At 54.1% G+C, this 23,537-nt stretch carries 22 protein-coding genes; 12 read left to right on the forward strand and 10 right to left on the reverse strand.

What is annotated here, in order from left to right; genetic code table 11:
* Positions 1-57: 57 nt before the first annotated feature.
* The gene (locus EH228_RS04180) at positions 58-1,542 is read left to right on the forward strand and encodes a fimbria/pilus outer membrane usher protein (RefSeq protein ID WP_193323262.1); all 1,485 of its coding nucleotides are present in this window, start codon (positions 58-60) and stop codon (positions 1,540-1,542) included.
* Positions 1,473-1,763 (forward strand): DUF3300 domain-containing protein, encoded by a 291-nt coding sequence (locus tag EH228_RS04185; RefSeq protein WP_338030637.1) that lies wholly within the window; start codon positions 1,473-1,475, stop codon positions 1,761-1,763. The genes EH228_RS04180 and EH228_RS04185 overlap by 70 nt, the downstream gene beginning before the upstream one ends.
* Here EH228_RS04185 and mfd read toward each other — a convergent pair.
* Together mfd and EH228_RS04195 are read right to left on the reverse strand one after the other, a co-directional pair.
* The gene (gene mfd, locus EH228_RS04190; protein ID WP_152320412.1) at positions 1,732-5,175 is read right to left on the reverse strand and encodes a transcription-repair coupling factor; all 3,444 of its coding nucleotides are present in this window, start codon (positions 5,173-5,175) and stop codon (positions 1,732-1,734) included. The genes EH228_RS04185 and mfd overlap by 32 nt on opposite strands.
* A gap of 78 nt (positions 5,176-5,253) precedes the next feature.
* Positions 5,254-5,463: a hypothetical protein gene (locus EH228_RS04195; protein ID WP_152320413.1), complete on the reverse strand. Its 210-nt coding sequence runs from the start codon at positions 5,461-5,463 to the stop codon at positions 5,254-5,256.
* A gap of 274 nt (positions 5,464-5,737) precedes the next feature.
* Here EH228_RS04195 and lolC point away from each other — a divergent pair, with 274 nt between their 5' ends.
* The 4 genes from lolC to cobB all read left to right on the forward strand — a co-directional run bounded on the left by lolC (position 5,738) and on the right by cobB (position 9,814).
* Positions 5,738-6,937, forward strand: a complete 1,200-nt coding sequence (gene lolC / locus EH228_RS04200) for a lipoprotein-releasing ABC transporter permease subunit LolC (protein ID WP_152320414.1) — start codon at positions 5,738-5,740, stop codon at positions 6,935-6,937.
* Positions 6,930-7,634, forward strand: a complete 705-nt coding sequence (gene lolD, locus EH228_RS04205; protein WP_152320415.1) for a lipoprotein-releasing ABC transporter ATP-binding protein LolD — start codon at positions 6,930-6,932, stop codon at positions 7,632-7,634. Before lolC ends, lolD begins: the two co-directional genes overlap by 8 nt.
* Positions 7,634-8,878, forward strand: a complete 1,245-nt coding sequence (gene lolE / locus EH228_RS04210) for a lipoprotein-releasing ABC transporter permease subunit LolE (protein ID WP_152320416.1) — start codon at positions 7,634-7,636, stop codon at positions 8,876-8,878. The genes lolD and lolE overlap by 1 nt, the downstream gene beginning before the upstream one ends.
* Positions 8,879-8,980: 102 nt before the next feature.
* Complete coding sequence (gene cobB, locus EH228_RS04215; protein WP_152320417.1) at positions 8,981-9,814, forward strand: Sir2 family NAD+-dependent deacetylase; 834 nt, start codon at positions 8,981-8,983, stop codon at positions 9,812-9,814.
* 88 nt (positions 9,815-9,902) lie between these two features.
* Here the strand turns inward: cobB and EH228_RS04220 are convergent, their stop codons facing one another.
* Genes EH228_RS04220 through EH228_RS04235 form a run of 4 tightly spaced genes read right to left on the reverse strand, consistent with a single transcriptional unit; the run spans position 9,903 to position 13,358 of the window.
* A complete protein-coding gene (locus EH228_RS04220; RefSeq protein WP_152320418.1) occupies positions 9,903-10,748 on the reverse strand; it encodes a metal ABC transporter permease in 846 nt (281 codons plus the stop codon).
* Positions 10,745-11,611 carry a metal ABC transporter permease gene (locus EH228_RS04225; protein ID WP_152320455.1) on the reverse strand — a complete coding sequence of 289 codons (867 nt, stop codon included), beginning with the start codon at positions 11,609-11,611 and terminating at the stop codon, positions 10,745-10,747. Before EH228_RS04225 ends, EH228_RS04220 begins: the two co-directional genes overlap by 4 nt.
* Positions 11,611-12,459, reverse strand: a complete 849-nt coding sequence (locus EH228_RS04230; protein ID WP_152320419.1) for a manganese/iron ABC transporter ATP-binding protein — start codon at positions 12,457-12,459, stop codon at positions 11,611-11,613. The genes EH228_RS04225 and EH228_RS04230 overlap by 1 nt, the downstream gene beginning before the upstream one ends.
* On the reverse strand, positions 12,456-13,358 hold the full coding sequence (locus tag EH228_RS04235; RefSeq protein WP_152320456.1) for a metal ABC transporter substrate-binding protein: 903 nt from the start codon (positions 13,356-13,358) through the stop codon (positions 12,456-12,458). The genes EH228_RS04230 and EH228_RS04235 overlap by 4 nt, the downstream gene beginning before the upstream one ends.
* A 242-nt stretch (positions 13,359-13,600) precedes the next feature.
* Here EH228_RS04235 and EH228_RS04240 point away from each other — a divergent pair, with 242 nt between their 5' ends.
* Genes EH228_RS04240 through EH228_RS04255 form a run of 4 tightly spaced genes read left to right on the forward strand, consistent with a single transcriptional unit; the run spans position 13,601 to position 16,646 of the window.
* Positions 13,601-14,164, forward strand: coding sequence for a peroxiredoxin (locus EH228_RS04240; RefSeq protein WP_152320420.1), 564 nt, complete (start codon positions 13,601-13,603; stop codon positions 14,162-14,164).
* A gap of 40 nt (positions 14,165-14,204) precedes the next feature.
* Complete coding sequence (locus EH228_RS04245) at positions 14,205-15,437, forward strand: protein-disulfide reductase DsbD family protein (protein WP_152320421.1); 1,233 nt, start codon at positions 14,205-14,207, stop codon at positions 15,435-15,437.
* Positions 15,438-15,463: 26 nt separating this feature from the next.
* On the forward strand, positions 15,464-16,030 hold the full coding sequence (locus tag EH228_RS04250) for a sigma-70 family RNA polymerase sigma factor (RefSeq protein WP_152320422.1): 567 nt from the start codon (positions 15,464-15,466) through the stop codon (positions 16,028-16,030).
* Positions 16,017-16,646 (forward strand): NrsF family protein, encoded by a 630-nt coding sequence (locus EH228_RS04255; RefSeq protein WP_152320423.1) that lies wholly within the window; start codon positions 16,017-16,019, stop codon positions 16,644-16,646. Before EH228_RS04250 ends, EH228_RS04255 begins: the two co-directional genes overlap by 14 nt.
* Before the next feature lie 99 nt (positions 16,647-16,745).
* Here EH228_RS04255 and EH228_RS04260 read toward each other — a convergent pair whose 3' ends face one another.
* Complete coding sequence (locus tag EH228_RS04260; RefSeq protein WP_152320424.1) at positions 16,746-17,933, reverse strand: benzoate/H(+) symporter BenE family transporter; 1,188 nt, start codon at positions 17,931-17,933, stop codon at positions 16,746-16,748.
* Positions 17,934-18,022: 89 nt separating this feature from the next.
* Between EH228_RS04260 and EH228_RS04265 the strand changes: the two genes are divergently transcribed.
* Both EH228_RS04265 and pepT read left to right on the forward strand, forming a co-directional pair.
* A complete protein-coding gene (locus EH228_RS04265; RefSeq protein WP_420841446.1) occupies positions 18,023-18,589 on the forward strand; it encodes a helix-turn-helix domain-containing protein in 567 nt (188 codons plus the stop codon).
* A gap of 112 nt (positions 18,590-18,701) precedes the next feature.
* The gene (pepT, locus tag EH228_RS04270; protein WP_152320426.1) at positions 18,702-19,934 is read left to right on the forward strand and encodes a peptidase T; all 1,233 of its coding nucleotides are present in this window, start codon (positions 18,702-18,704) and stop codon (positions 19,932-19,934) included.
* A gap of 216 nt (positions 19,935-20,150) precedes the next feature.
* Here pepT and EH228_RS04275 read toward each other — a convergent pair whose 3' ends face one another.
* The 3 genes from EH228_RS04275 to phoP all read right to left on the reverse strand — a co-directional run bounded on the left by EH228_RS04275 (position 20,151) and on the right by phoP (position 23,517).
* The gene (locus EH228_RS04275; protein WP_152320427.1) at positions 20,151-21,278 is read right to left on the reverse strand and encodes a ribosomal protein uL16 3-hydroxylase; all 1,128 of its coding nucleotides are present in this window, start codon (positions 21,276-21,278) and stop codon (positions 20,151-20,153) included.
* A gap of 105 nt (positions 21,279-21,383) precedes the next feature.
* Positions 21,384-22,844, reverse strand: coding sequence for a two-component system sensor histidine kinase PhoQ (phoQ, locus tag EH228_RS04280; RefSeq protein ID WP_152320428.1), 1,461 nt, complete (start codon positions 22,842-22,844; stop codon positions 21,384-21,386).
* A gap of 4 nt (positions 22,845-22,848) precedes the next feature.
* On the reverse strand, positions 22,849-23,517 hold the full coding sequence (gene phoP, locus EH228_RS04285) for a two-component system response regulator PhoP (protein ID WP_152320429.1): 669 nt from the start codon (positions 23,515-23,517) through the stop codon (positions 22,849-22,851).
* Positions 23,518-23,537: the final 20 nt, after the last annotated feature.

Consider the following 23,537-nt stretch of genomic DNA (forward strand, 5'->3'; position numbering starts at 1 on the left):
CAGGAATGCTGGTTGTCTGCCATCGGCTTTAAACCGGATATGTACAGGAAAACGAATGTGGGTATTTTAACATCACTGCATAGCAGCCGCCGGGCGGCAGTCAGCTCCGATGCAGACAAGGGGTTGCAGGGCTTTCGTTTGCACCCAGTGGCAGCGGTGCTCTACCTTGCGGGCGTGATGCCGGTATGTGCACTGGCGCAGGATTATTTTAACCCTTCATTCCTGGATGATGGTTCGGGCAATACGGTTGACCTGTCGGCGTACGAGACGGCGGGGGCAATACCTGAAGGCAGCTATCTGGTCGATGTGTACCTGAATCAGGAGATGATGTCCACCCGACAACTCAGTTTTACGAAGGGCGCGGGCGGAGAGGTCGGGCCGGTACTGACCGTCGGGATGCTCCGGAAAATGGGGGTGGCCACGGACCGTGTTCCTTCCCTTAAAGGGGGGCCGGATGACCAGAAAATTGACAGTCTGGCAACGGCCGTGCCGGGAGCCACGGTTACGTTCAGCCTGGCAAAACTGCGTCTCGACCTGACTGTTCCGCAGGCGGACATGCTTGAGCAGGCCAACGGTACGGTGGATCCGTCTCTCTGGGACGAGGGTATGCCGGGCATGATGTTTAACTATATGCTCAGCGGCTCCCGCAGTGATATGGATGGTCAGTATGGTGAGGGGGAAAGCCACTCCGACAGCCTTTTCGGTACCGTAAACGGCGGGGCGAACCTGGGTCCCTGGCGCCTGCGCTCTACCTGGAGCTACAGCGATTCAACGACCAGTGGCAGCGGGTATAACAGCAGCCAGACCCAGCAGCAATTCATGAACACCTACGTACAGCGTGACGTGCAGTTCCTGCGCGGTGAGCTGCTGATGGGGGAGAACAGCACCGGCAGCGACATTTTTGACGCCATACCGTTTAAGGGCGTGCAGCTGACCTCCAATGACGACATGCTCCCGTGGTCACAGCGCAACTATGCCCCGGTGGTGACCGGGATTGCGAATTCGACGGCCAGAGTCTCGGTGCGCCAGAATGGCACGCTTATCTATGAAACCACGGTGCCGCCGGGTCCGTTCCGCCTGACCGATATCTATAACGCTGGCAGCGGCGGCACCCTGGACGTCACGGTGACCGAGGCGGACGGGACCACCCACGTATCCAGCCAGAGCTATGGCACCCTCAGCACCATGAAACGCCCGGGGACTGTTGATTATGAGATGACGGTCGGGCGCTATAACGGCAGTAACGGGGCTTATCAGGGCAGTGCTGACCCGCTCTTTGCGATGGCGACGGCGACGGCCGGTCTGCCGTACAGCCTGACCCTGTACGGGGGCGCACTGGTGGCAGAGAAGTACCTGTCAGGCGTGGTCGGCAGCGCGCTGTCCCTGGGCATTATGGGGGCCATAGCGCCACAGCGTTGTATTCACTCCTCGCGCCCGTCGCCCTGTTCCCGGATGCGCTGCTGGCCCAGGTCCTGGCGGCCAGTCTCCATCCTGATGATGTGGCGTCCGCCTGTGTCTGGCTGTTGCAGAATAAAACCCTGAGCGGCGCCGCGCTTCGGCAGTCGGTGGATGCCCGGGACTGGCCGCCCGCCGTGAAGGCGCTGACCGGTTTTCCGGATGTGCTGGCACAGATGGCCCGGAATCTGTCCTGGACCCGGTCGCTGGGTGACGCTTACCGCGATGCTACCCGTCACCTGATCATCTCAGGAGACGGGGTTTACTCCTCTGCTATCAGGCGGCGTTCGCCAGCAACTGGTCCATAAAGTCCCGCACCCACTTCATCCGCTCTTTACGTTCCGACAGGTCACGGATAAATTTCAGTTTGCTCGGGCCATCCAGTCGCCAGTGCTGCGGTTCTTTTTGTAGCAGGCCAATCAACCAGCCCGGATCGGCTTTGTTCTGCTCCGCAAATTCGATAAACCCGCCTTTTTCGCTGGCTTCCACCCGGCGAATGCCGATTTTTCGCGCGGTCAAACGGAGCGCCGCAATATCCAGCAGATTGCGGGCGGCATCCGGCAACTGACCAAAACGGTCAATCAGCTCCACCTTAAGATCATCCAGCTCGTCCTCTTGCTGGGCGCTGGCAATGCGTTTATAGAACGACAAACGGGTATTCACATCCGGGATATAGTTATCCGGCAGCAGGGAAGGCATGCGCAACTCGACTTCAGTTTGGTTACTGGTCAGATCTTCCAGCGATGACTCGCGGCCTTCTTTCAGCGCGTCCACCGCATTCTCCAGCAACTCCATATACAGGGTGAAACCGATGGTTTCCATTTGCCCGCTTTGATCTTCACCTAACAGTTCGCCTGCACCGCGAATTTCCAGGTCATGAGTGGCAAGCGCGAATCCAGCGCCCAGATCTTCCAGTGAGGCAATCGCCTCCAGACGTTTTTGCGCATCGGTGGTCATCGCTTTCGGATGTGGCGTCAGGAGCCACGCGTAGGCCTGGTGATGCGAACGGCCAACACGCCCCCGTAACTGGTGTAACTGCGCCAGTCCGAAGTGATCGGCCCGCTCGATAATAATGGTATTGGCGGTTGGGATATCGATGCCGGTTTCGATGATGGTGGTACAGACCAGCACGTTAAAACGCTGGTGATGGAAGTCGTTCATCACCTGTTCCAGGTCGCGCTCGCGCATTTGACCATGCCCGATGGCGACACGTGCTTCAGGAACCAGCTCGGCAATACGGTTGGCCGCTTTTTCGATATTCTCTACGTCGTTGTAAAGATAGTACACCTGGCCGCCACGCAACACTTCACGCAGGATTGCCTCACGCACTACCAGATTATCGTATTCGCGCACGAAGGTTTTCACCGCCAGACGACGCGCTGGCGGCGTGGCGATAATCGACAGATCACGCATACCGCTCATCGCCATATTGAGCGTGCGAGGGATGGGCGTGGCGGTTAACGTCAGGATATCGACATTGGCGCGCATCGCCTTGATTCGTTCTTTATGGCGAACGCCAAAGCGGTGTTCCTCATCGACGATCAGCAGCCCTAAATCGCGCCATTTGAGCTCGTTCTGCAACAATTTGTGGGTGCCGATCAGAATATCGATTTTACCATCACGCGCCTCATTCATGATTTGTGCCTGCTCTTTGGCTGTACGGAAGCGGGAAAGCATTTCAATGCGTACTGGCCAGTTGGCAAAGCGATCGCGGAAGTTATCATAATGCTGCTGTGCAAGTAGGGTGGTTGGTACTAACACCGCGACTTGCTTGTGGTTAATTACCGCGAGGAAGGCGGCGCGCATAGCGACTTCGGTCTTACCGAAGCCTACGTCCCCACATACCAGGCGATCCATCGCCAGCGGCTGGCACATGTCGCTTAGCACGGCATTGATCGCCTGGGCCTGGTCAGGGGTGGTTTCAAACGGGAAGCTATCACAGAACAGTTGGTACTGTTCGCGATCCTGTTTGAAGGCGAAACCCGCTTTAGCGGCGCGCAGGGCATAAATATCCAGCAACTCAGCCGCCACATCTCGCACTTTTTCTGCGGCTTTCTGCCGGGCGCGTGACCAGGTATCGCTACCCAATTTGTGCAGCGGCGCATTTTCATCCGCGCCGCCGGCATAGCGGCTGATCAGATGCAGGGACGACACCGGCACGTACAATTTGGCATCGCCGGCATAGGCCAGCATCAAATATTCGGCAATAATACCGCCGGTTTCCAGTGTGGTCAGCCCGATGTAGCGGCCCACCCCGTGTTCCAGATGCACCACGGGTTGGCCGGGATGCAGCTCAGCCAGATTGCGAATGAGTACATCTGGATTGATGGTGCGGCGGTTGTCTTGCCGACGATGGCTAACCCGCTCGCCGAGTAAATCACTTTCACAAATTACCGCGCGGTTGCGCAGGCTATCAATAAAACCGTGCTCGCTGGCGCCGATCATCAGGAAATGGCCCGCTTCTTTAGCAGCGCTCAGCGACTGGATAGTCTTCGGTATAATTTTGATGCGGGCTAACAGTTCCAGCAGTGTTTCGCGGCGGCCTTCACTCTCTACTGAGAATACCACCGGGCCGCTGAACGTTTCCAGGAAGTGTCGCAGTGTATCCAGCGGGGCCCTGGCCTGCGCCTGTACCGCCAGGTCCGGCAGACGTTGATAACCCAGGTTGGTATTGGCGGCTTTCTCTGGCAGCGCCTCGTTTTTCAATTGAATGCGTGGCCATTTTTTCAGCTCGCTGAACAGTTCATCGGTACGTAGCCACAAAGACTCAGGCGGCAGCAGTGGTCGCATTGGATCAACGCGACGATTTTCGAAACGCGCCATGACATCCGACCAGAAGCGATTAGCGCTGCTTTCCAGGTCACCGGTGTTCAGCAGCAACGTGTTAGCCGGAAAATAGCTGAAGAGTGCTGGCAATGGCCTATCAAAAAACAGCGGTTGCCAATATTCGATCCCGGCAGGCAGGGTGCCTTTACTTACCTGTTGATATATATGTTCCGCTTCACGCCGGACATCGAAGTGTTCGCGCCACTGGCTACGGAACAGTTCGATGGCGACTTTATCGGTTGGGAACTCATGCGCAGGCAGCAAATTAATCGCCCCGACTTCCTCCAGCGTGCGCTGGCTGTCTACCTCGAACAGGCGCAGACTGTCGATTTCATCATCGAAAAAGTCAATACGATAAGGCTGTTCGCTCCCCATCGGATAGAGATCGAGCAATGCGCCGCGTGTGGCGTATTCTCCATGTTCCATGACCTGATCAACGTGACGATAACCCGCCTGTTCCAACTGGGCGCGTAGTGTATCGCGCGCCAGACGCTGGCCTTTTTTCATCACCAATGCGTGCCCATGCAGATAGCTGTGCGGGCAGACGCGTTGCATCAGGGTATTGACCGGTAGGATCAGTATGCCCCGTTCAAGGGTGGGGAGATGGTAAAGGGTGGATAAACGCGAAGAGATAATTTCCTGATGTGGCGAGAAGCTGTCAAACGGCAATGTTTCCCAGTCCGCGAGTCCGACAACCGGTTCAGTGGTGAACTGTTTAATCTCATCCTGCAGGCGCAGTGCGTTTTGCATGTCTGGCGTAATCAATATCACCGGCCCCTGATGGCGAGCGATGATTTCGGCAGATTCAACGGCACAGGCGGCACCGCTCAGTTGTCCCAACTGGCGTTGGTCACCTGCTTTAATGGGCAGGGTGTATCGGAATTGTTCAGGCATAATCAGTCAGACGGTCTCTTTGACTTATAAGGAGAGCAGGGACATCGCGTCCCTGTTTCGGCTAACCGGAGTATACCTCTATTTTGGTGATTGTTGGGTGTAGTGCATTCGGGGGTGGTCAATATTTGCCCAGATCAGCTCATTTTCCTGGTGGTAACTGTGGTTACCGTCATCCCATTTTACGTAGTAACCTGCCGGAGCCGCATCCTGTTCGAAGACGTTAACAATCATCCCTTTGATATCACCTGTTTTGTGTCTGACAATACTGCCTTTAGGATATTTAGACATGTTCCCCTTCCCGCGCTGGCTCTACGACATTATCGCTACTACAAGTATTGCCCCCTTCACTGAGGTCGCAATACTCAATTTATGCTGATTGTTGTGTGATAATTAAACTATTGGCGTTTGTTTTTTGTGCGTCAGCGCCGTATTTGCAGTAACGGACGCCTTTGCTGACAAAACAATACAACCGACTCAGTAGCTTAGAGGTTCCATAACGTGGGCCGCTCCTTTATCATCTTCGGCAACTTTTTGTCTTATTCACCGCCAGAAGACGGATTACATGTATCAACCTGTCGCGTTATTCATCGGTCTGCGCTACATGCGTGGACGAGCATCAGACCGCTTCGGGCGGTTTGTTTCCTGGCTCTCTGCCATCGGCATCACCCTGGGGGTGCTGGCGCTGGTGACCGTATTGTCGGTTATGAACGGCTTTGAGCATGAACTGGAAAAAAGCACCCTCAACCTGATGCCTCAGGTGTTGATTACCCGTGAAAACGGTTCTATTAATCCACAGCAAATCCCGGCCAGTTCGTTACAGTTGCAGGGGGTTAGCCGTATAACCTCGTTAACCACCAGTGATGTTGTGTTGCAAAGCGCCCGTAGCGTTGGGGTGGGCGTGATGTTGGGGATTAACCCCGACGAGCCGGAGCCGCTGACGCCATTTCTGGACAACGTCCAGCAGAGTGCGCTGCAGTCTGGTCAGTACAACGTGATTGTTGGCGAACAACTGGCACAGCAGCTAGGGCTGAAGCGGGGTGATGAGCTGCGCCTGATGGTGCCTTCTGTCAGCCAGTTCACCCCGATGGGCCGTCTACCGAGCCAGCGTTTGTTTACTGTGGTGGGGACCTTTGCCGCTAACAGTGATGTTGATGGTTACCAGATTCTGGTTAACCAGCAGGATGCCTCTCGTCTGATGCGTTACCCGTTGGGGAATATAACTGGCTGGCGTCTGTGGCTGGATAAACCGTTGCAGGTTGATGCGCTTAGCCAGCAGAAACTGCCTGACGGGCTGGTCTGGAAAGACTGGCGTGAACGTAAGGGAGAATTGTTCCAGGCGGTCAAAATGGAGAAAAATATGATGGGGCTGTTGCTCAGCCTGATCGTCGCCGTTGCCGCTTTTAATATCGTCACCTCGCTGGGGCTGTTGATCATGGAGAAGCAAGGCGAAGTGGCAATCCTGCAGACTCAGGGACTGACGCGCCGTCAGATTGTGCTGGTCTTTATGGTGCAGGGCGCGACGGCTGGCATCTTTGGCGCGGTACTGGGGGCGTTTTTGGGCGTGCTGTTGTCCAGTCAGTTGAACAACCTGATGCCACTGATTGGTCTCTTTCTTGACGGTGCGGCGCTGCCGGTCGATATTTCTGTCCCGCAGGTGGTGACGATTGTTATCACCGCGATAGTGGTGGCGCTACTTTCCACGCTTTATCCTTCCTGGCGCGCGGCCGCCGTCCAACCTGCTGAGGCTTTACGTTATGAGTAACCCAATTCTGTTGCAGTGTAACAACCTGTGCAAACGCTATCAGGAAGGCAGTGTGCAGACTGATGTACTGCGTAATGTCTCTTTCAGCGTGGCGCCAGGTGAAATGATGGCGATCGTCGGCAGTTCCGGTTCAGGCAAAAGTACGTTGATGCACCTGTTGGGCGGGCTGGATACGCCCACGTCCGGCGACGTGGTGTTTAACGGCAAATCACTTAACGGCATGTCTTCCGCGGCTAAAGCGGAGTTACGTAACCGCGAACTGGGTTTTATCTATCAGTTCCACCACCTGCTGCCGGATTTTAGTGCGCTGGAGAATGTGGCGATGCCCCTGCTGATCGGTAAAGTGGCTAAGGTCGAGGCACAGGCAAAAGCCCTTGAGATGCTCAGTGCTGTAGGGCTTGATAAACGAGCGGCTCATCGGCCAGCCGAGCTTTCTGGCGGCGAGCGGCAGCGTGTCGCCATCGCCCGGGCGTTGGTTAATAATCCGCGTCTGGTGCTGGCGGATGAACCCACAGGTAATCTGGATGCCCGTAACGCTGATGCTATTTTTGATCTGCTGGGTGAGCTAAACGTGCGGCAGGGGACGGCTTTCCTGGTGGTGACCCATGACCTGCATCTGGCGAAGCGGCTTAACCGCCAGATGGAAATGCGTGATGGTCAGTTAAGTGGCAACGTGACTCTGGCAGGGCTGATGTAATGACGGGGCCTCTCTCTTTTCTTCTCGGGCAGCGTTTTAGCCGTGGGCGACGTCGTGGTGGCATGGTGTCGTTGATTTCCGTACTTTCCACCGTGGGTATCGCGCTGGGGGTGGCGGTGTTGATTGTTGGCTTGAGTGCGATGAATGGTTTTGAGCGCGAGCTGAACAATCGTATTCTCGCGGTGGTGCCTCATGGTGAAATAGAACCGGTTAATCAGCCCTTTACTGGCTGGCAGGGGCTGCTACCCAAAGTGGAGCAGGTCAACGGCATCGCCGCGGCTGCACCCTATATTAACTTCACCGGGTTGATTGAAAGCGGCGCTAAGCTCCAGGCCATCCAGGTGAAAGGCGTTGACCCACAGCAGGAAACTAAACTGAGTGCGTTGCCGTCCTGGGTACAGAACCATGCCTGGCAGAGTTTTGGGGCTGGAAAACAGCAGATAATCCTTGGGCAAGGTGTGGCGAAAAGTCTTAACGTTAAACAGGGAGACTGGCTGACCATCATGATCCCTAACAGTGACCCGCAACACAAATTGCTGCAACCAAAGCGTGTTCGCTTACAGGTTAGCGGTATTCTGGCCCTCAGCGGCATGCTTGATCACAGCCTGGCGTTAGTTCCGCTGGCCGATGCACAACAGTATCTGGGCATGGGGGATAGTGTCACGGGTATTGCATTGAAAATGAACAACCCTTTTGCCGCGCAGAAACTGGTACGTGACGCGGGTGAAGCGACGCATTCTTACGTTTATATCCGTAGCTGGATTGGCACATACGGCTACATGTACCGTGATATCCAGATGATCCGCGCCATTATGTATCTGGCAATGGTATTGGTGATTGGGGTGGCCTGCTTCAACATTGTTTCCACGTTGGTGATGGCGGTGAAGGACAAGCGCGGTGATATCGCGATTTTACGCACCCTCGGAGCAAAGGATGGGCTGATCCGCGCTATCTTTGTCTGGTATGGCCTGATGGCCGGTCTGGTGGGGAGTATCAGTGGCGTGGTGATCGGTGTGTTGGTGGCGTTGAATCTCACACCGATTATTCATGGGATTGAAATGCTAACGGGCTACCATTTTCTGTCCGGTGATATCTACTTTATTGATTTTCTGCCGTCAGAGGTTCACTGGCTGGACGTGGTTATCGTGCTGGTGACGTCACTGATACTCAGCCTGATAGCCAGTTGGTATCCGGCCAGAAGGGCGAGCCGGATCGATCCCGCCCGCGTGCTCAGTGGTCAGTAATCTTTTGATGCCAGGGGATAAATGACTGGTCATGTTGCCACGGAGACCTAAGCGGAATACGTGATAGCGTACTCTTGCATGTTAAAGACCAGAGGAATGATGATGCGTATACCCCGTTGCCAGTTAAGACTGGCGCGTTATAAGAAAACCCGACGTCAGGTGCATCAGCGCTTTCGTCAGCGCATTTTTGAGCGTGATCGTAACATCGAAATAGCCCGCCATCCGCTGCCCCGAGTGGTGGTACTGACCGGGGCCGGGATCTCCGCTGAATCGGGTATTCGGACGTTTCGCGCGGCAGATGGCCTGTGGGAAGATCACAAAGTGGAAGATGTCGCCACACCAGAGGGATTCATCCGCGACCCGGTGAAGGTGCAGGCATTCTACAATGCCCGCCGTCGCCAGCTTCAGCAGCCTGGAATCGAACCGAACGCCGCGCATAAAGCTTTGGCTGAGCTGGAAGAGGCGCTGGGCGATCATTTCTTGTTGGTCACTCAGAACATCGACAACCTGCATGAACGGGCCGGTAGCCGCAATATTATTCATATGCACGGCGAGTTGCTGAAGGTGCGCTGTACCACCAGTAGTCAGGTGTTGTACTGGCAGGAAGACGTGAAGGCTGATGATCGCTGCCACTGTTGCCAGTTCCCTTCAACGCTGCGCCCACATGTGGTGTGGTTTGGTGAGATGCCACTGCAAATGGATGAGATTTATGAGGCGCTAAGGCAGGCCGACTATTTTGTCGCTATCGGTACTTCCGGCCATGTTTATCCGGCCGCCGGTTTTGTCCATGAGGCGAAGTTGCAGGGGGCGCATACGATTGAACTTAATCTGGAACCAAGCCAGGTGGGTAGCGAGTTTGAAGAAAAAGAGTACGGTCTCGCCAGTGACGTCGTGCCAAAATTTGTGCAAAATTTGCTGAAAAAGCTCGGTAAATAATCGCGGCTCAAATCAACAGAGCAACAGCGGGTTGCCCTGTTGATGGTGCCGGAACGGGCATTTCAATCTGTTTCCTACCCTCTGCTATTCATGCCGGTTGCAGCGTTGTGCGGCGTCTGGCTTTCATGCTGACTGACACAAACACCGCGATAAACACCATGGCGAAAAGTACCACAATGGTTGGTGCAGGGGCGCTGTCGAGAAAGAAAGACAGATAGACGCCGCTGAAGGTGACGATTATTGACAGCAATAAGGCGACCAGTAGCATGCTGGAAAATGTTCGTGTCAGCAGCAAGGCAATGGCGCCAGGGGCTATCAGCAGTGAGATAGTCAGGATAATCCCCACGGCTTTCAGTGCGGCCACGATAGTCAGGGCGGTCATGCACAGTAGTCCATAATGCAGCAGTTTGCTATTCAGGCCACAGGCACTGGCCTGGCATGCATCGAAGGCATAGAGCAAAAAATCGCGCCATTTGACCACAAAAATCGCGAGAATCAGTAACGCAATGGCCCCTGTTTCGGCTAAATCACCGAGATTAATGCCCAGCATATCGCCAAACAGAATGTGGTCGAGATGGATCTCGGCTTTCACTGCCACGGACATAATCAACCCGATGGCAAACATCGCGGAAAATACGATACCCATCAGTGCATCCTGTTTTATCCTGCTGTTTTCATTTAGAAATCCGGTCGATACCGCACAGAAAAGACCGGCAAAAAATGCCCCGACGCCAAAAGGCAGTCCGATCATGTAAGCCAGTACCACCCCGGGAAATACCGCATGACTCATGGCATCGCCCATCAGTGCCCAGCCTTTCAACACCAGTAAACAGGAGATCAGCGCAGCGGGAATGGCGATCAGCACCGCAATCCACAGGGCGTTGACCATAAAGCTAAACTGGAAAGGTTGCAGCAGTACTGAAAGGAGACTCATGGGGTTTCTCCTGAGGCGAGCATCGTCTGGAGAGCACGTTTATGTCGCTTCAGCCAGCCATATTTGGGTGAGAACAAAAAAGCCAGCAGGAAGATTAATGCCTGGGTGACCACAATAATTCCTCCCGTCGCACCATCCAGAAAATAGCTGCTCCAGGCACCAAGAAAACTGGTTAACGCTCCGATAATAACCGCGAGAATCAGCAGCCGTGGAAAGCGGTCTGTCAGTAAATAAGCCGTGGCGCCCGGGGCAACCACCATGCAGACCACCAGAAACGCGCCGACTGTTTGCAGCGCCGCTACCGTGGTGACTGACAGTAATACGAAGAACAGCACTTTTAACCTCGGCGGGTTCAGACCAATTGTCCATGCGTGGTTCTCATCAAAGAAGACCACCAGCAGATCTTTCCATTTCAGCAATAAAATTGTCAGAGAAACGAAGCCAATAATGGCTAATTGCAGAATGTCGGCCGGTGAAATGGCCAGAATATTGCCTGAGACAATGGTCTGGATATTCACCGAGGCCGGATTAAGCGAAACCATAAATAAGCCAAAGCCAAAGAAAGAAGAAAAGATGATCCCGATAATGGTATCTTCCCGCAGGCGTGAACGTTGATTGAGGAACAGCATCGCCCCCGCCGCCAGACCTCCCGAGAAGAATGCGCCAAGAGAGAAGGGTAAACCCAGCATATAAGCACCAGCCACGCCAGGTACAATGGCATGTGACAGCGCATCACCAATCAACGACCAGCCTTTCAGCATCAGATAGCAGGAGAGAAAGGCGCACACGCCCCCGACCAACGCGGAAACCCACATGGCGTTCAGCATGTACTGATAGGTAAAAGGTTCCAGTAAGATAGCCATCATGATTGCTCCCTGATGGGGATCCGAGCCGGCTGACTGGCAACCACAGCGGCAGAGGGGGGGATACCTCCTTCCACCGCCATTGGGTATAAAATGCCATCGAAGGTTTTAGCGAGATTTTGCTGTGTAAAGGTGTCGGGTGTTGGGCCACAGGCCAGCACGGTGCCTTTTACCAGCACGGTGTAATCACAGAAGCGGCTGACGACGGAAAGATTGTGTGTCGACACCAGTAGCGTACAGCCTTCATCACGCATTTCTTGCAGTAGCGCGATAATCCGTTCTTCTGTTTGTACATCAATCCCGGTAAACGGTTCGTCAAGCAGTACAATTTTTCCACCCTGAGCGATAGCTCTGGCAAGGAAAATGCGTTTCTTTTGCCCGCCGGAAAGCTCGCCAATTTGCCGTTGACGAAAATCACGCATTCCCACCCGCTCAAGCGCGGCATTGACCGCATCATGGTCGGCTTTACGTGCGATGCGCAGCATGCCCATATGGCCGAAGCGCCCCATCATCACTACGTCTTCCACTAATACCGGGAAGTCCCAGTCAACGTCTTCTGACTGGGGAACATAGGCCACCAGATTTTTTTTCAGCGCCTGCCGGGGAGGCATATCAAGCAGCGTCACTTTCCCCTGGGAGAGTGGGACAAACCCCATAATGGCTTTGAACAGCGTGGACTTTCCGGCACCATTGACCCCCAGCAGTGCGGCAATGCTGCCCTGAGGGATGTTCAATTCGGCATTGTGCAGAGCAGTATGACCATTGCGGTAAGTCACGGTAACGTCGCTGACCAGGATACCGCCGCTTTTACGTCGCGAAGACGGCTGGGATAAGGTTGAGGTTTTCATGGTTGTAACCCATCACTGATCCCTTGCACGACGGTTGCCGTGGTGACGCGCAGTAAATCAAGATAGGTGGGAACCGGACCATCTGCGGCGCTGAGGGAATCGACATAGAGCACGCCGCCGTAATGCGCGCCCGTTTCTTTCGCCACCTGACGGGCGGGTTTATCCGAGATGGTGCTTTCGCTGAATACGGCGGGGATCGAGAATTTTTTAACCGCGTCGATAACTTTCCTTACCTGTTGCGGCGTTCCCTGCTGGTCGGCGTTGATTGGCCACAGATACAGTTCTTTCAGCCCAAGATCACGCGTCAGGTAAGAAAATGCCCCTTCGCTGCTCACCAGCCAGCGCTTTTCTGGTGGAATACGGCTAATTGCTTCGCGGAGTGGCGCAATAGTTGCGGCGATTTTTTGCTGATAAATTTCCGCATTTTTACGGTAAGTTTCCGCATTCTCTGGATCATATTTCACCAGTGCGTCACGGATGTTATTGACATAGATACGGGCATTTTCGGCAGACATCCATGCGTGCGGGTTAGGTTTGCCGTGGTAGGGGCCTTCGGTTATCCCCATGGGAACCACGCCCATGGAAACTTCCACCTCCGGGACTGCGGATAAGTGTTGATAAAACTTTTTGAACCACAATTCCAGACTGAGTCCATTTGACAGGATCAGTTGGGCATTCTGGGCATGACGGATATCGCCAGGCGTGGGTTGATATTCATGAATTTCCGCACCAGGCTTGGTGATTGATTCGACTACAGCCGCATCACCCGCTACATTTTTCGCCATATCGGCAATGATGGTGAAGGTGGTCACCACTTTAAATTTATCCTGTGCTGACGCGTAAGGTGCGCTGAGCATCAATATCACGTTGAACAGGCCAGTACAGGCCCACACGGCCATCAACCCTTTTTTTCGCATGTATGTTGACTCCTGAAAAGAGAGATATAGCAATAGCTATGAAATATAGCATTGGCTATATCAGATGACAATCATTCTCATTTTCTATTGGATTGACCATACATGCGGTGTTGAACTGCGGTGGCTTAAAAACCGGAAAATATTTTTCTTTCCGGCGAAACTTTTTGTCGTACCACAGCGAACTGTAAGAGACAGCACTTTTGCTAATCCTGATGGAGCTTTTCATGAACCGTACAAAAAAACTGCTATGTTCTCTGTCCACGGCTGCATTCATGAGCCTTGCTCTGCCGGTTATTCACGCTGAGGCGGCGCTTCCTGTCGGCGCCCAGGCTCCCGACTTTACGTTACAAGGGGCGCTGGCTGGGAAACCGCTAACCTTCTCTTTACAGCAGGCACTGCAAAAAGGGCCTGTCGTACTCTACTTTTTCCCGGCGGCCTTCACCAAAGGTTGTACGATTGAGGCGCATGATTTTGCCGAGGCCACCGACAGTTTTAAAAAACTGGGGGCGACGGTTATTGGCGTCACTGCGGGGAATACCGATCAGGTTGGCGAATTCTCCAGGCTGGAATGTCGGGATAAATTTGCTGTCGCGGCGGATCCTGGGGCTAAAATCGCCAGTGAATACCAGACAACCATGCAGATGAAGGGTAAAACGGTTTCTGATCGTACTTCCTACGTTATCGCGCCGGACGGTAAGATCCTGCTGAGCTATACCGACCGCAATCCGGATATTCACATCCAAAAAGCAATGGATGCAGTGAAACATTACGCCGCCGACCATTCCTGATAACCGTTGCCAGGTAAATCACTCGCCGACAGAGGCCGCTATGTTAACTGCAATCCTGTCCGCCTTTTTAGGCGGCATTATCCTGAATTTCATGCCGTGCGTATTCCCGGTGATTTCCCTGAAGGCGCTGGGGTTGCTGCGCCATCAGGGAAACACCGCAAGTGCGCGTTCTGAAGGTTTGGCATTTTTGGCGGGGGTGATTGTCACCATGATGGCGCTTGTCGCTATTCTGCTGGCTGCCCGTGCCGCTGGAAACGCCGTCGGTTGGGGGTTCCAACTGCAGTCTCCGTTGGTGATTGCGCTCCTGGCGCTGATTATTCTGGCGGCCGCGCTCAATCTCCTGGGGGTCTTTGAAGTTGGGCTGACGCTGCAACGGGCAGGAGAAATCGACATTGGCCGCAGCGCGTTAATCCGCTCGGCGCTGACGGGGGCGCTATCTATCATCGTGGCGACGCCCTGTTCGGCGCCGTTTATGGCCAGCGCGATAGGTTATGCTCTGGTTCAGCCGCCGGGGGTTTCACTGGCGATATTTTTCTCACTGGCGTTGGGTTTTGCCGCCCCGTTTACCCTGGTCTCGCTCTTTCCGCAACTGGCGAGACGTCTGCCGCGTCCGGGAGCATGGATGGATGTCCTCAAGCACGGGCTGGCTTTCCCGATGTTTGGCGCTTTTGCCTGGTTAGTCTGGGTGCTGGCGCAGCAGGCTGGTACTGCCGCACTGGCGACTATTCTGGCTTGTTCAGTGGTGTTGAGCTTCACGGCATGGATCTACGGGATGGCGCAAAAAAGGCGCTTCAGCGAAAAACCGCATAAGCTGTTATATGCGGTAACCGCCGTGTTGCTGGTCGCGGTGATCGTCCCGCTTGCCGGGGGCATTCAGCCAGGCCCCTCCTTGCCTGATGAGCAAACAGCGAGTACGGTCACGCCGGTAAAATGGTCGCCACAAGCCGTCGCTGAGACCCGTGGACAGGGTAAAGAGATTCTGGTGGATTTCACGGCTTCCTGGTGTATCACCTGCCAGGTCAACCAACGTACTACACTGTCAACCAACGCGGTGAAAGAAGCGCTGTTACGCACTGGCACCGTGTATATGGTGGCGGATTCGACAAAATTTAATCCAGATATTGATGATGTCATGAACGAGTTTGGTCAGGGTGGATTACCGTTATATGTGGTGTATCCGGCCGGTGGCGGTTCGCCGAAAGTTTTGCCTCAGGTACTGACGCCGTCCATTGTGGTGAACGCACTGAATCAGGCCAGAGGTAAAAAGGTGTGATCGGAGGAAGGTTAAAAAGGCGATAAATGGATAAATCCGCTACAGCACGTGATCAATGGCCACGACTAATGGCGCAAGCGCAAGCAGGAGATCAGCAGGCTTACACTCGTCTGTTGACTGCGCTGGTGCCGATTATTCGCTCAATGGTGCGCAAAAAAATTGATGACAGGACGCTGGTTGAAGATGTTATCCAGGATGTTTTGCTGACGATTCACCGAATTCGCCACACTTACGATCCCGCCAGCCCGTTCCTGCCGTGGCTGATGGTGATAACCCAGGCCCGGACCATTGACGCGTTACGTCGGCGTAGCCGACAGCGTCACTGGGAAGTCGGGGACGACGAGGCTGTTATGCCGCCGTCGATAGAAACGCCTTCGTTGCCGGAGCGGCAGGATCCCAGGGATGAGCTGGCCACCTATCTACAGCAGTTATCGATCCGGCAGCGGAAGATCGTGGAGCATGTCCACTTGAAAGAAATGAGCCTGGCTGAAGCCGCACTACAGAACAATCTGACGGTTTCTGCCGTGAAGTCGCTATTGCATCGCGCGTTAACTAATCTTCGCCGTTTTGGAGCTAAGCATGGCAGATCATGATCTTTTAATAGAAAAACTGAGCCGTGATGCGACCCCGGTGAAAAGAGTGCGTCCGACGGGGTGGCGCGTATTTATATGGTTAGCAATAGCGCTGCCATGTGGGGCGGCGGCCAGTTTACTGGTGCACAGGACGCTGATTGACTGGTCGTCACCGGGAATGACCGGGACCATATTGCAATTACTCCTGACGTTTTTTACCGGTACACTGGCGATTCACAATGCTTTCCAGATGAGCATTGCCGGGCGGTATTTCCTGAGCTGGCGATGGTTTATGCCGCTGGTGGTTTTCTGGCTTGGCAGTAACCTGCTTCATTTGCGTGATGCGCCAATGATGAAGGGACAGGTTGACGAAACAAATTGCTATCTCTTTATTCTGGTGGTGAGTGTGCCGATGATGCTCATGGTGATCGGCTCGCTGCGTCAGACCCGTACATTGTATCCGGTGCGCAACCTGGCGGTTGCGGGTGCTGGCGTTGCCTGTATGGCTTTGTCGCTGTTGTCGCTGTGCCATCCGATTGACCTGTACTGGCTGGATTTTATCCAGCATCTCGCGGCAGTGTCCACCATTGTGCTATTGACTATTATCCTGGGGCGCAGATGGGTCGTTGTATCCTGAAAATGTCGTACTGAAGCGGGAGATTGAGTCAGTGTGCTGATTCTCTGGGATAAGACGCGCCAGGCGGACAATTGATTTTTATCGTGCTAAAGGCGGAATTTATCCCGCCTTTTTAGGTTGTGGCAGCGCCAGAATCAGATGCGTCATCACGCCGCCCGCCAGGCCCCAGAATGCAGAGCCAACGCCTGACAGCGTCAGGCCTGACGCCGTAATCAGGAAGGTGATGACCGCTGCTTCACGCTGTTTTTCATCCGCTATCGCGCGTTGCAGGCTACCCGCAATGGTACCCAACAGTGCCAGTCCGGCGATAACGTGGAGAAGTGCTGGAGGCAGGGCACTGAAAAGTCGTCCAATCGCGCCACCAAATATTCCCGCCAGCAGATAAAAGAGCCCGGCGCAAATTGCACCCCAGTAGCGGCGTTGTGGATTGGGATGGACATCAGGTCCCATACAGATGGCGGCTGTAATCGCCGCGATGCAGACGGAAAACCCGCCGAATGGCGCCAGCAGCAACGAGGTCAACCCTGTCCAACTGATAAGCGGTGAGATAGGGAGCGGGTAGCCCGCGGCATTCAGTGTGGCAATGCCCGGTGCATTTTGCGAGGCCATGGTGACCACAAAGAACGGTACGCCAATCCCCAGCAGCGTGGCCAGGTTAAAGTGTGGCGCGATAAATTCGGGAAGTGTCAGGCTCAGTGGCTGTGGTGAGCAGTGGATCTCTCCCTTTAACGTGGCGACGACCAGTCCGGCCAACAGCGTCAGTACAATAGCGTAGCGAGGCAGATAGCGTTTCGCCAGTAAATAGATCAGGCACATCGTGGCCGTCAGGGTGAAATCGAGCGTAAAAGAAGCAAAGGCATCCACGCCGAAACGCAGTAAGATCCCGGCCAGCATCGCGGCAGAAATCGCCTGTGGAATGTGATTCATCAGGCGCGCGAACAACCCGGTGATACCGCAAAGGAAAATCAGCCCTGACGCGAAAATGAACACGCCGATGGTTTCCGGCACAGAAGTGCCCGGCAGGCTGGTGACCAGCAATGCCGCCCCCGGCGTTGACCATGCGGTCAGGACTGGCGCACGATAATAGAGAGAAAGGCCGATTGACGTCAGGCCCATCGCCAGCCCAAGCATACTGAGCCAGCCGCCAATTTGCTGTGCAGAGGCCCCAGCTGCGCCAAAGGCCTGGAAAATTATTGCGGCAGAACTGGTATAACCCACCAGGACGGCCACAAAACCCGCCACAATGGCAGGCAAGGTCAGATGTTGCAGGGAAAAGGGCGGGCGCATAGACTGATCCGGGTTGTGCGTTATAACGTACAAACTAACATTGTGCGTTATAACGCACAAGCGCAGGAGCAGAAAATTAACAAGGGGACATGATGAGCGATTCGCATTTGCAGCCTGGATTTACACTGAAAGCGTTACGCCAGTCGCGGGGCTGGAGTCTGGCTCAGGCAGCGGAGGAAACCGGGGTCAGTAAAGCGATGTTAGGGCAAATTGAACGGAATGAATCCAGCCCGACGGTCGCGACGTTATGGAAAATCGCTACCGGGTTTAATGTCCCTTTTTCCCTGTTTATTCCGACTGAGCGCCCCTGTGAATCGGCTACGATGCTCCGGAGTAGTCGGACTCGCTGGCCTCAGACTCAGGACTCAATGCAAGTCACGCCATTGTTCCCTTATGACCCGCAGTTTCGCTTCGATATGTTGGCTATTGAGCTGGCCTCTGGTGCGCTCAGCAACTCATCCCCCCATGATTTGGGGGTGATTGAGCATGTGGTGATTACGGAAGGTGAACTGCAACTGGCAGTTGACGGAAAATGGCATACCCTTATAGCGGGCGAGGGCTTGCGTTTTCAGGCTGATTGCCCTCACAGTTACCGCAATGATGGAGAGCAACCGGTGAAGTTCCATTGTTTAATCCACTACCCACCGCCACATTGATGTTGCAGACAGGCTTAAACAGGCGCGAGCACCTGCCTCTGAACTGACCTGACGCAATATATTTTTAAAAAAAGTTACAGATAATGAAATCTGTCATTCAGAGGGAAGGAAGATGAACGATTTACTCGACCGCTTTTTGCACTACGTTTCATTCGACACGCAATCAAAAAGCCATGTTCGCCAGATTCCCAGTACCGAGGGACAGTGGCGACTGGCAAGAGTTCTGCAAGAAGAGCTGAAAACACTGGGATGCAGTGAGGTCATGCTCAGCGAGCACGGCATTGTCATGGCCACGCTACCGGCTAATGTTGACTGGCCGGTACCGACGATTGGTTTCATTTCCCATATGGATACTTCGCCGGACTTTACCGCCAAAAATGTGAATCCGCAAATAGTTGAAAATTACCGCGGCGGCGATATTGCTCTGGGTATTGGCGACGAAATTCTTTCGCCAGTGATGTTCCCGGTGCTACATAGTCTGACGGGACACACGCTGATTACCACGGATGGCAGAACGTTGCTGGGGGCGGATGATAAAGCGGGAGTGGCCGAGATCATGACGGCAATAGCGCATATGCAACGTGATAATGTTCCTCACGGCAAAATTCGTATCGCTTTTACACCGGATGAAGAGATTGGCAAAGGCAGCAGTTGCTTTGATGTCGCCGCCTTTGGTGCTGCATGGGCTTATACCGTGGATGGCGGCGGGGTGGGTGAGTTTGAATTCGAGAATTTCAATGCGGCTTCGGTCACGGTGAAAATAACCGGCAACAATGTACATCCTGGTACGGCAAAAGGGGTCATGGTTAATGCGTTGAATCTGGCCATGCGCTATCAGTCGGCACTGCCGGAGCAAGAAGTCCCTGAACTGACATCGGGTTATGAAGGATTCTATCATCTGCACGGTATTAAAGGCGGGGTGGACAAGGCCGAACTGTATTACCTCATCCGCGATTTTGACAGTGAGAATTTTGCGGCGCGCAAAACGGTGATGAAGAAGACAGCCACAACATTGAGCAAAGGTTTGCCGTCGGGCTGTGGCATCGAGGTCAGTATTGATGACAGTTATTTCAACATGCGCGAGAAGGTTGAAAGCCACCCACATATCATCGATCTGGCGCTGCAGGCAATGCGTGAATGCAATATTGAACCACAGGTGAAGCCCATCCGCGGCGGGACTGATGGGGCTGCGCTTTCTTTCAAAGGACTCCCCTGTCCGAATCTGTTTACGGGGGGCTACAATTATCATGGCAGGCATGAATTCGCCTCGCTGGACAATATGGAGAAAGCGGTCGCGGTCATTATGCGTATCGCGGCATTAACCGCAGAAAAGGCGAAAAAATAACGCGACCTATGCTGCCCAGGGGGATAGCGTAAATCATTCACGTTGAAACGCGCCTGGCGTTTTTCAACCCCGCTGGCACAGGCCCCAACGGGGTAACGCTATCAGGCCGGAGCGCGTCACGCGGTCAACGAGCGCATTGCTGGTCAGTGATAAGACGTGTGCGCAACTAACCGACCTGCAATATTCTCCGGACATGACAGCGGGGAGCGGTCTGAATCACTCGTCTTCACTGAAATACCAATAACCGCTGTTGACCAGGGCGGTCAGTTGCGCCAGGAACGACGGATCGTCCAGCACCGTCCCCAGCGCTTCCACGTCCAGAGTATGCTGGTTAGCCAGCACCTTCAGCGCAGCCTGGTGAGGCGATTCAATTTGTTCACCGTTGACAAACACGGTGGGTCCAATGGACAGAACACGCAGGCCGCCCAGTCGCTGTAGGTGATCTCCCTGGTGTAAGGCGTCGTAAATTTCGCCAGGCTGATAAGGCGGATCTGCAGGCGCGATATCCAGGTCGTGGCGGGATTGGGAGATAAACTCGCCAAACCACAAGTTAAAGTGCTCCGGCTGATGGATTATCTCCAGCATCATTTGCCGGGCTTTTTCCAGTTCCTGTGGCAGGATCTCAGCGGTATTTTCACGAGGAGGTAGATCCGGATCGCTGTAGCGATGGCTGCCCAGCTCACGGGAAAGCACGTAGTCGGCGAAACCACTGATCAGCTCACGGCCGTTCGGCGCACGGAAGCCAACGGAGTAGTTGAGCGCGCTTTCCAGCGAATAGCCTTCATGCGGGAAACCTGGCGGGATGTACAGGATATCGCCGGGTTCCAACTCCTCATCAATGATCGCCTCGAAAGGTTCAACCTGCAGGAGATCTGGATGGGGACAATGTTGCTTCAATGGCGTTTTCTCACCGACACGCCAGCGGCGGCGGCCAGTGCCCTGGATAATAAACACATCATACTGATCGAAATGGGGTCCAACGCCGCCGCCCGGAACGGAGAAAGAGATCATCAGATCGTCAACACGCCAGTCAGGAAGAAAACGGAAAGGGCGCATCAGCGCGGCAGAAGGCTCATGCCAGTGATCGACTGACTGAACCAGTAACGACCAGTTGTTCTCACCAAGATGGTCATAATCCTCGAACGGACCATGGCTAACCTGCCACTTTCCGTCCTGATGGCTGACCAGGCGGCTGTCGACTTCGTTTTCCATCGCCAGACCGGCCAGTTCATCCGGATCGATCGGGTCAACAAAGTTTTTGAAGCCGCGTTTGAGCACGACCGGGCGTTTCTGCCAGTAGCGCTGGACAAAATTGGGCCAGTCAAGATCGAGTTGATAATCCATGGTGAGAGTTCCTGAGACACTGAATTTCATCGATTATAACAGGGGTGGTGCAACCCGCGGTAACGCATTTAATGGTGCGTTGTCTCAGTTTCTCACTCGTCGCGACTAATCATCGTCGTGCAGTATTTCCTGACGTTTGAAAATGACTTCCATCCGTGCGCCGCCCAGTTCACTGGAGGTGGCGATAATATCCCCAACGTACTGCTCCAGAATATCTCTTGCCACGGCGAGGCCCAGGCCCTGGCCTGGGCGCAGCGTATCGGCCCGTTGTCCGCGGATAAAGATCACATCCCGCTTGCTTTCGGGAATTCCCGGACCGTCATCATCGACGAACAGATGCAGTTCGTTATCGGTCTGGCGGGCAGTGATTTCCACAAATTCGAGGCAGTATTTGCAGGCGTTATCCAGCACATTGCCCATCACTTCCATAAAGTCGTTTTGCTCGCCGATAAACGTCAGTTCCGGCGAAATGTCCAGTGTTATCACCACCCCTTTATGCTGATAAACCTTATTCAGCGCGGAACACAGGCTGTCGAGCAGAGCCGGCACAGAGTGCAGCTCGCGCTTCAGTACATTGTGGTCAGCTTGCATACTGGCGCGATGCAGGTAATAACCAATCTGTTGGGAGATGCGGCTGATTTGTTCGAGCATAATCGACTCGGCCTGTTCAAGCGAGAGGTTACGTCCACCACGTAGCGAGCGTAGCGTCGTTTGTAATACCGCCAGCGGCGTCTTCAGGCTGTGGGTGAGATCGCTCAGCGTGGTACGATAACGCGTGTAACGCTGGCGCTCATTATCCAGCAGCAAGTTCAGGTTACGAACCAGGCCTTTTAGCTCCTGCGGCGGCCGGGGATCCAGTGCTTCACGCGTGCCATTTTCCAGTTCTCGCACCTGGCCTGCCAGCGCACCTATGGGGCGCAAGCTCCAGTGCGCAGCCAGCCACAGGAGCGGGATGACCAGCAACAGGTTGATTAACAGCACGTAGCTGAACCAGGACCAGACAACATCAGAATGCTGCAGTTCCTGCGGGATGGAGTCGACCACCACAATGGTTAGCGCAGGTAACGTTGATGTCGCTTTGTAGCGGTTAACTGCCACCGAGTGGGTAAAGGTGTCGTTATTGTCGTCATCATAGGCGGTAAGCTGGTTCTGCGCGTCCTGGTCATTTCCTAACGCCAGCCGACTGGTGCTGTTATCGGTGTTTATTTCATAAAAACCAGCGCGTTTTAGCCATTCCAGTCTGATTTTTTTACGGATTTCGGGAACATCGCGTAACTGCCACAACAGCTTGCCTTCATTATTATAGATATAGATGATGGTCGGAAAATTAAGAGAAAGTCGCTCGGGTTTGACAATGCTCAGTTGATCGTCCTGCCACTGGGCAAGGGTAAAAAACAGATTGCTCTCAGCGCGCATCACCCGATAGGTATTTTTATCGAAGCTGATAACATAACCGACCACTGCCACCATGCCGTAAGAGAATGACAGGAACAGCACGACTGCTGCCGTTGCCAGCAGAAAGCGTGCACGGAGGGAGAACGGCGTTCGGGAGCTGAATTTTAGCATCAGATTACAGATCGAATCGATAGCCCTGACCACGGACAGTGGTAATCACTTCTTCCGGGTACAGAGCTTGTATTTTTTTACGCAGACGGCCCATCAGGACGTCGATGGTATGGCTTTCGCGCAGTTCTGCGTCTGGGTACAGCTGTAGCATCAGTGAATCTTTGCTGACCACTTTACCGGCGTTACGGATCAGGGTTTCGATAATGGTGTATTCGAAAGCGGTGAGTTTGATCTCCTGCTCATTGATGGTCAGTTCTCGCCGGGAGAGATCGACCAGAAAAGGGGGCAGGGAAATAATCTGCGAAGCCAGGCCACTGTTGCGCCGCATTAACGCCTGCATGCGGGCAACCACTTCTTCAATATGGAACGGCTTGGTGACATAGTCATCAGCACCGGCTTCCAGCGCCTCTACTTTGGCCTGCCAGCCTTCACGGGCAGTGAGCACCAGGATCGGTTGTTTCACTTCATGGTTGCGCCAGCGACGGATCAGTGTCATACCGTCTTCATCCGGTAGTCCTAAATCAACCAAAGCAATATCAGGCACATGCTCGTTCAGGAAGTAATCCGCTTCTTTAGAATCCTCAGCTGCATCCACCTGATGGCCCATTTCACGCAGTTGTACGGCGAGATGATGGCGTAACAACGGGTTATCTTCCACAATCAATACGCGCATAACATAATCCTTCTTGGCTG

The organism is Erwinia endophytica (genome assembly GCF_009295515.1).
Taxonomy (GTDB): Bacteria; Pseudomonadota; Gammaproteobacteria; order Enterobacterales; family Enterobacteriaceae; genus Erwinia; species Erwinia endophytica.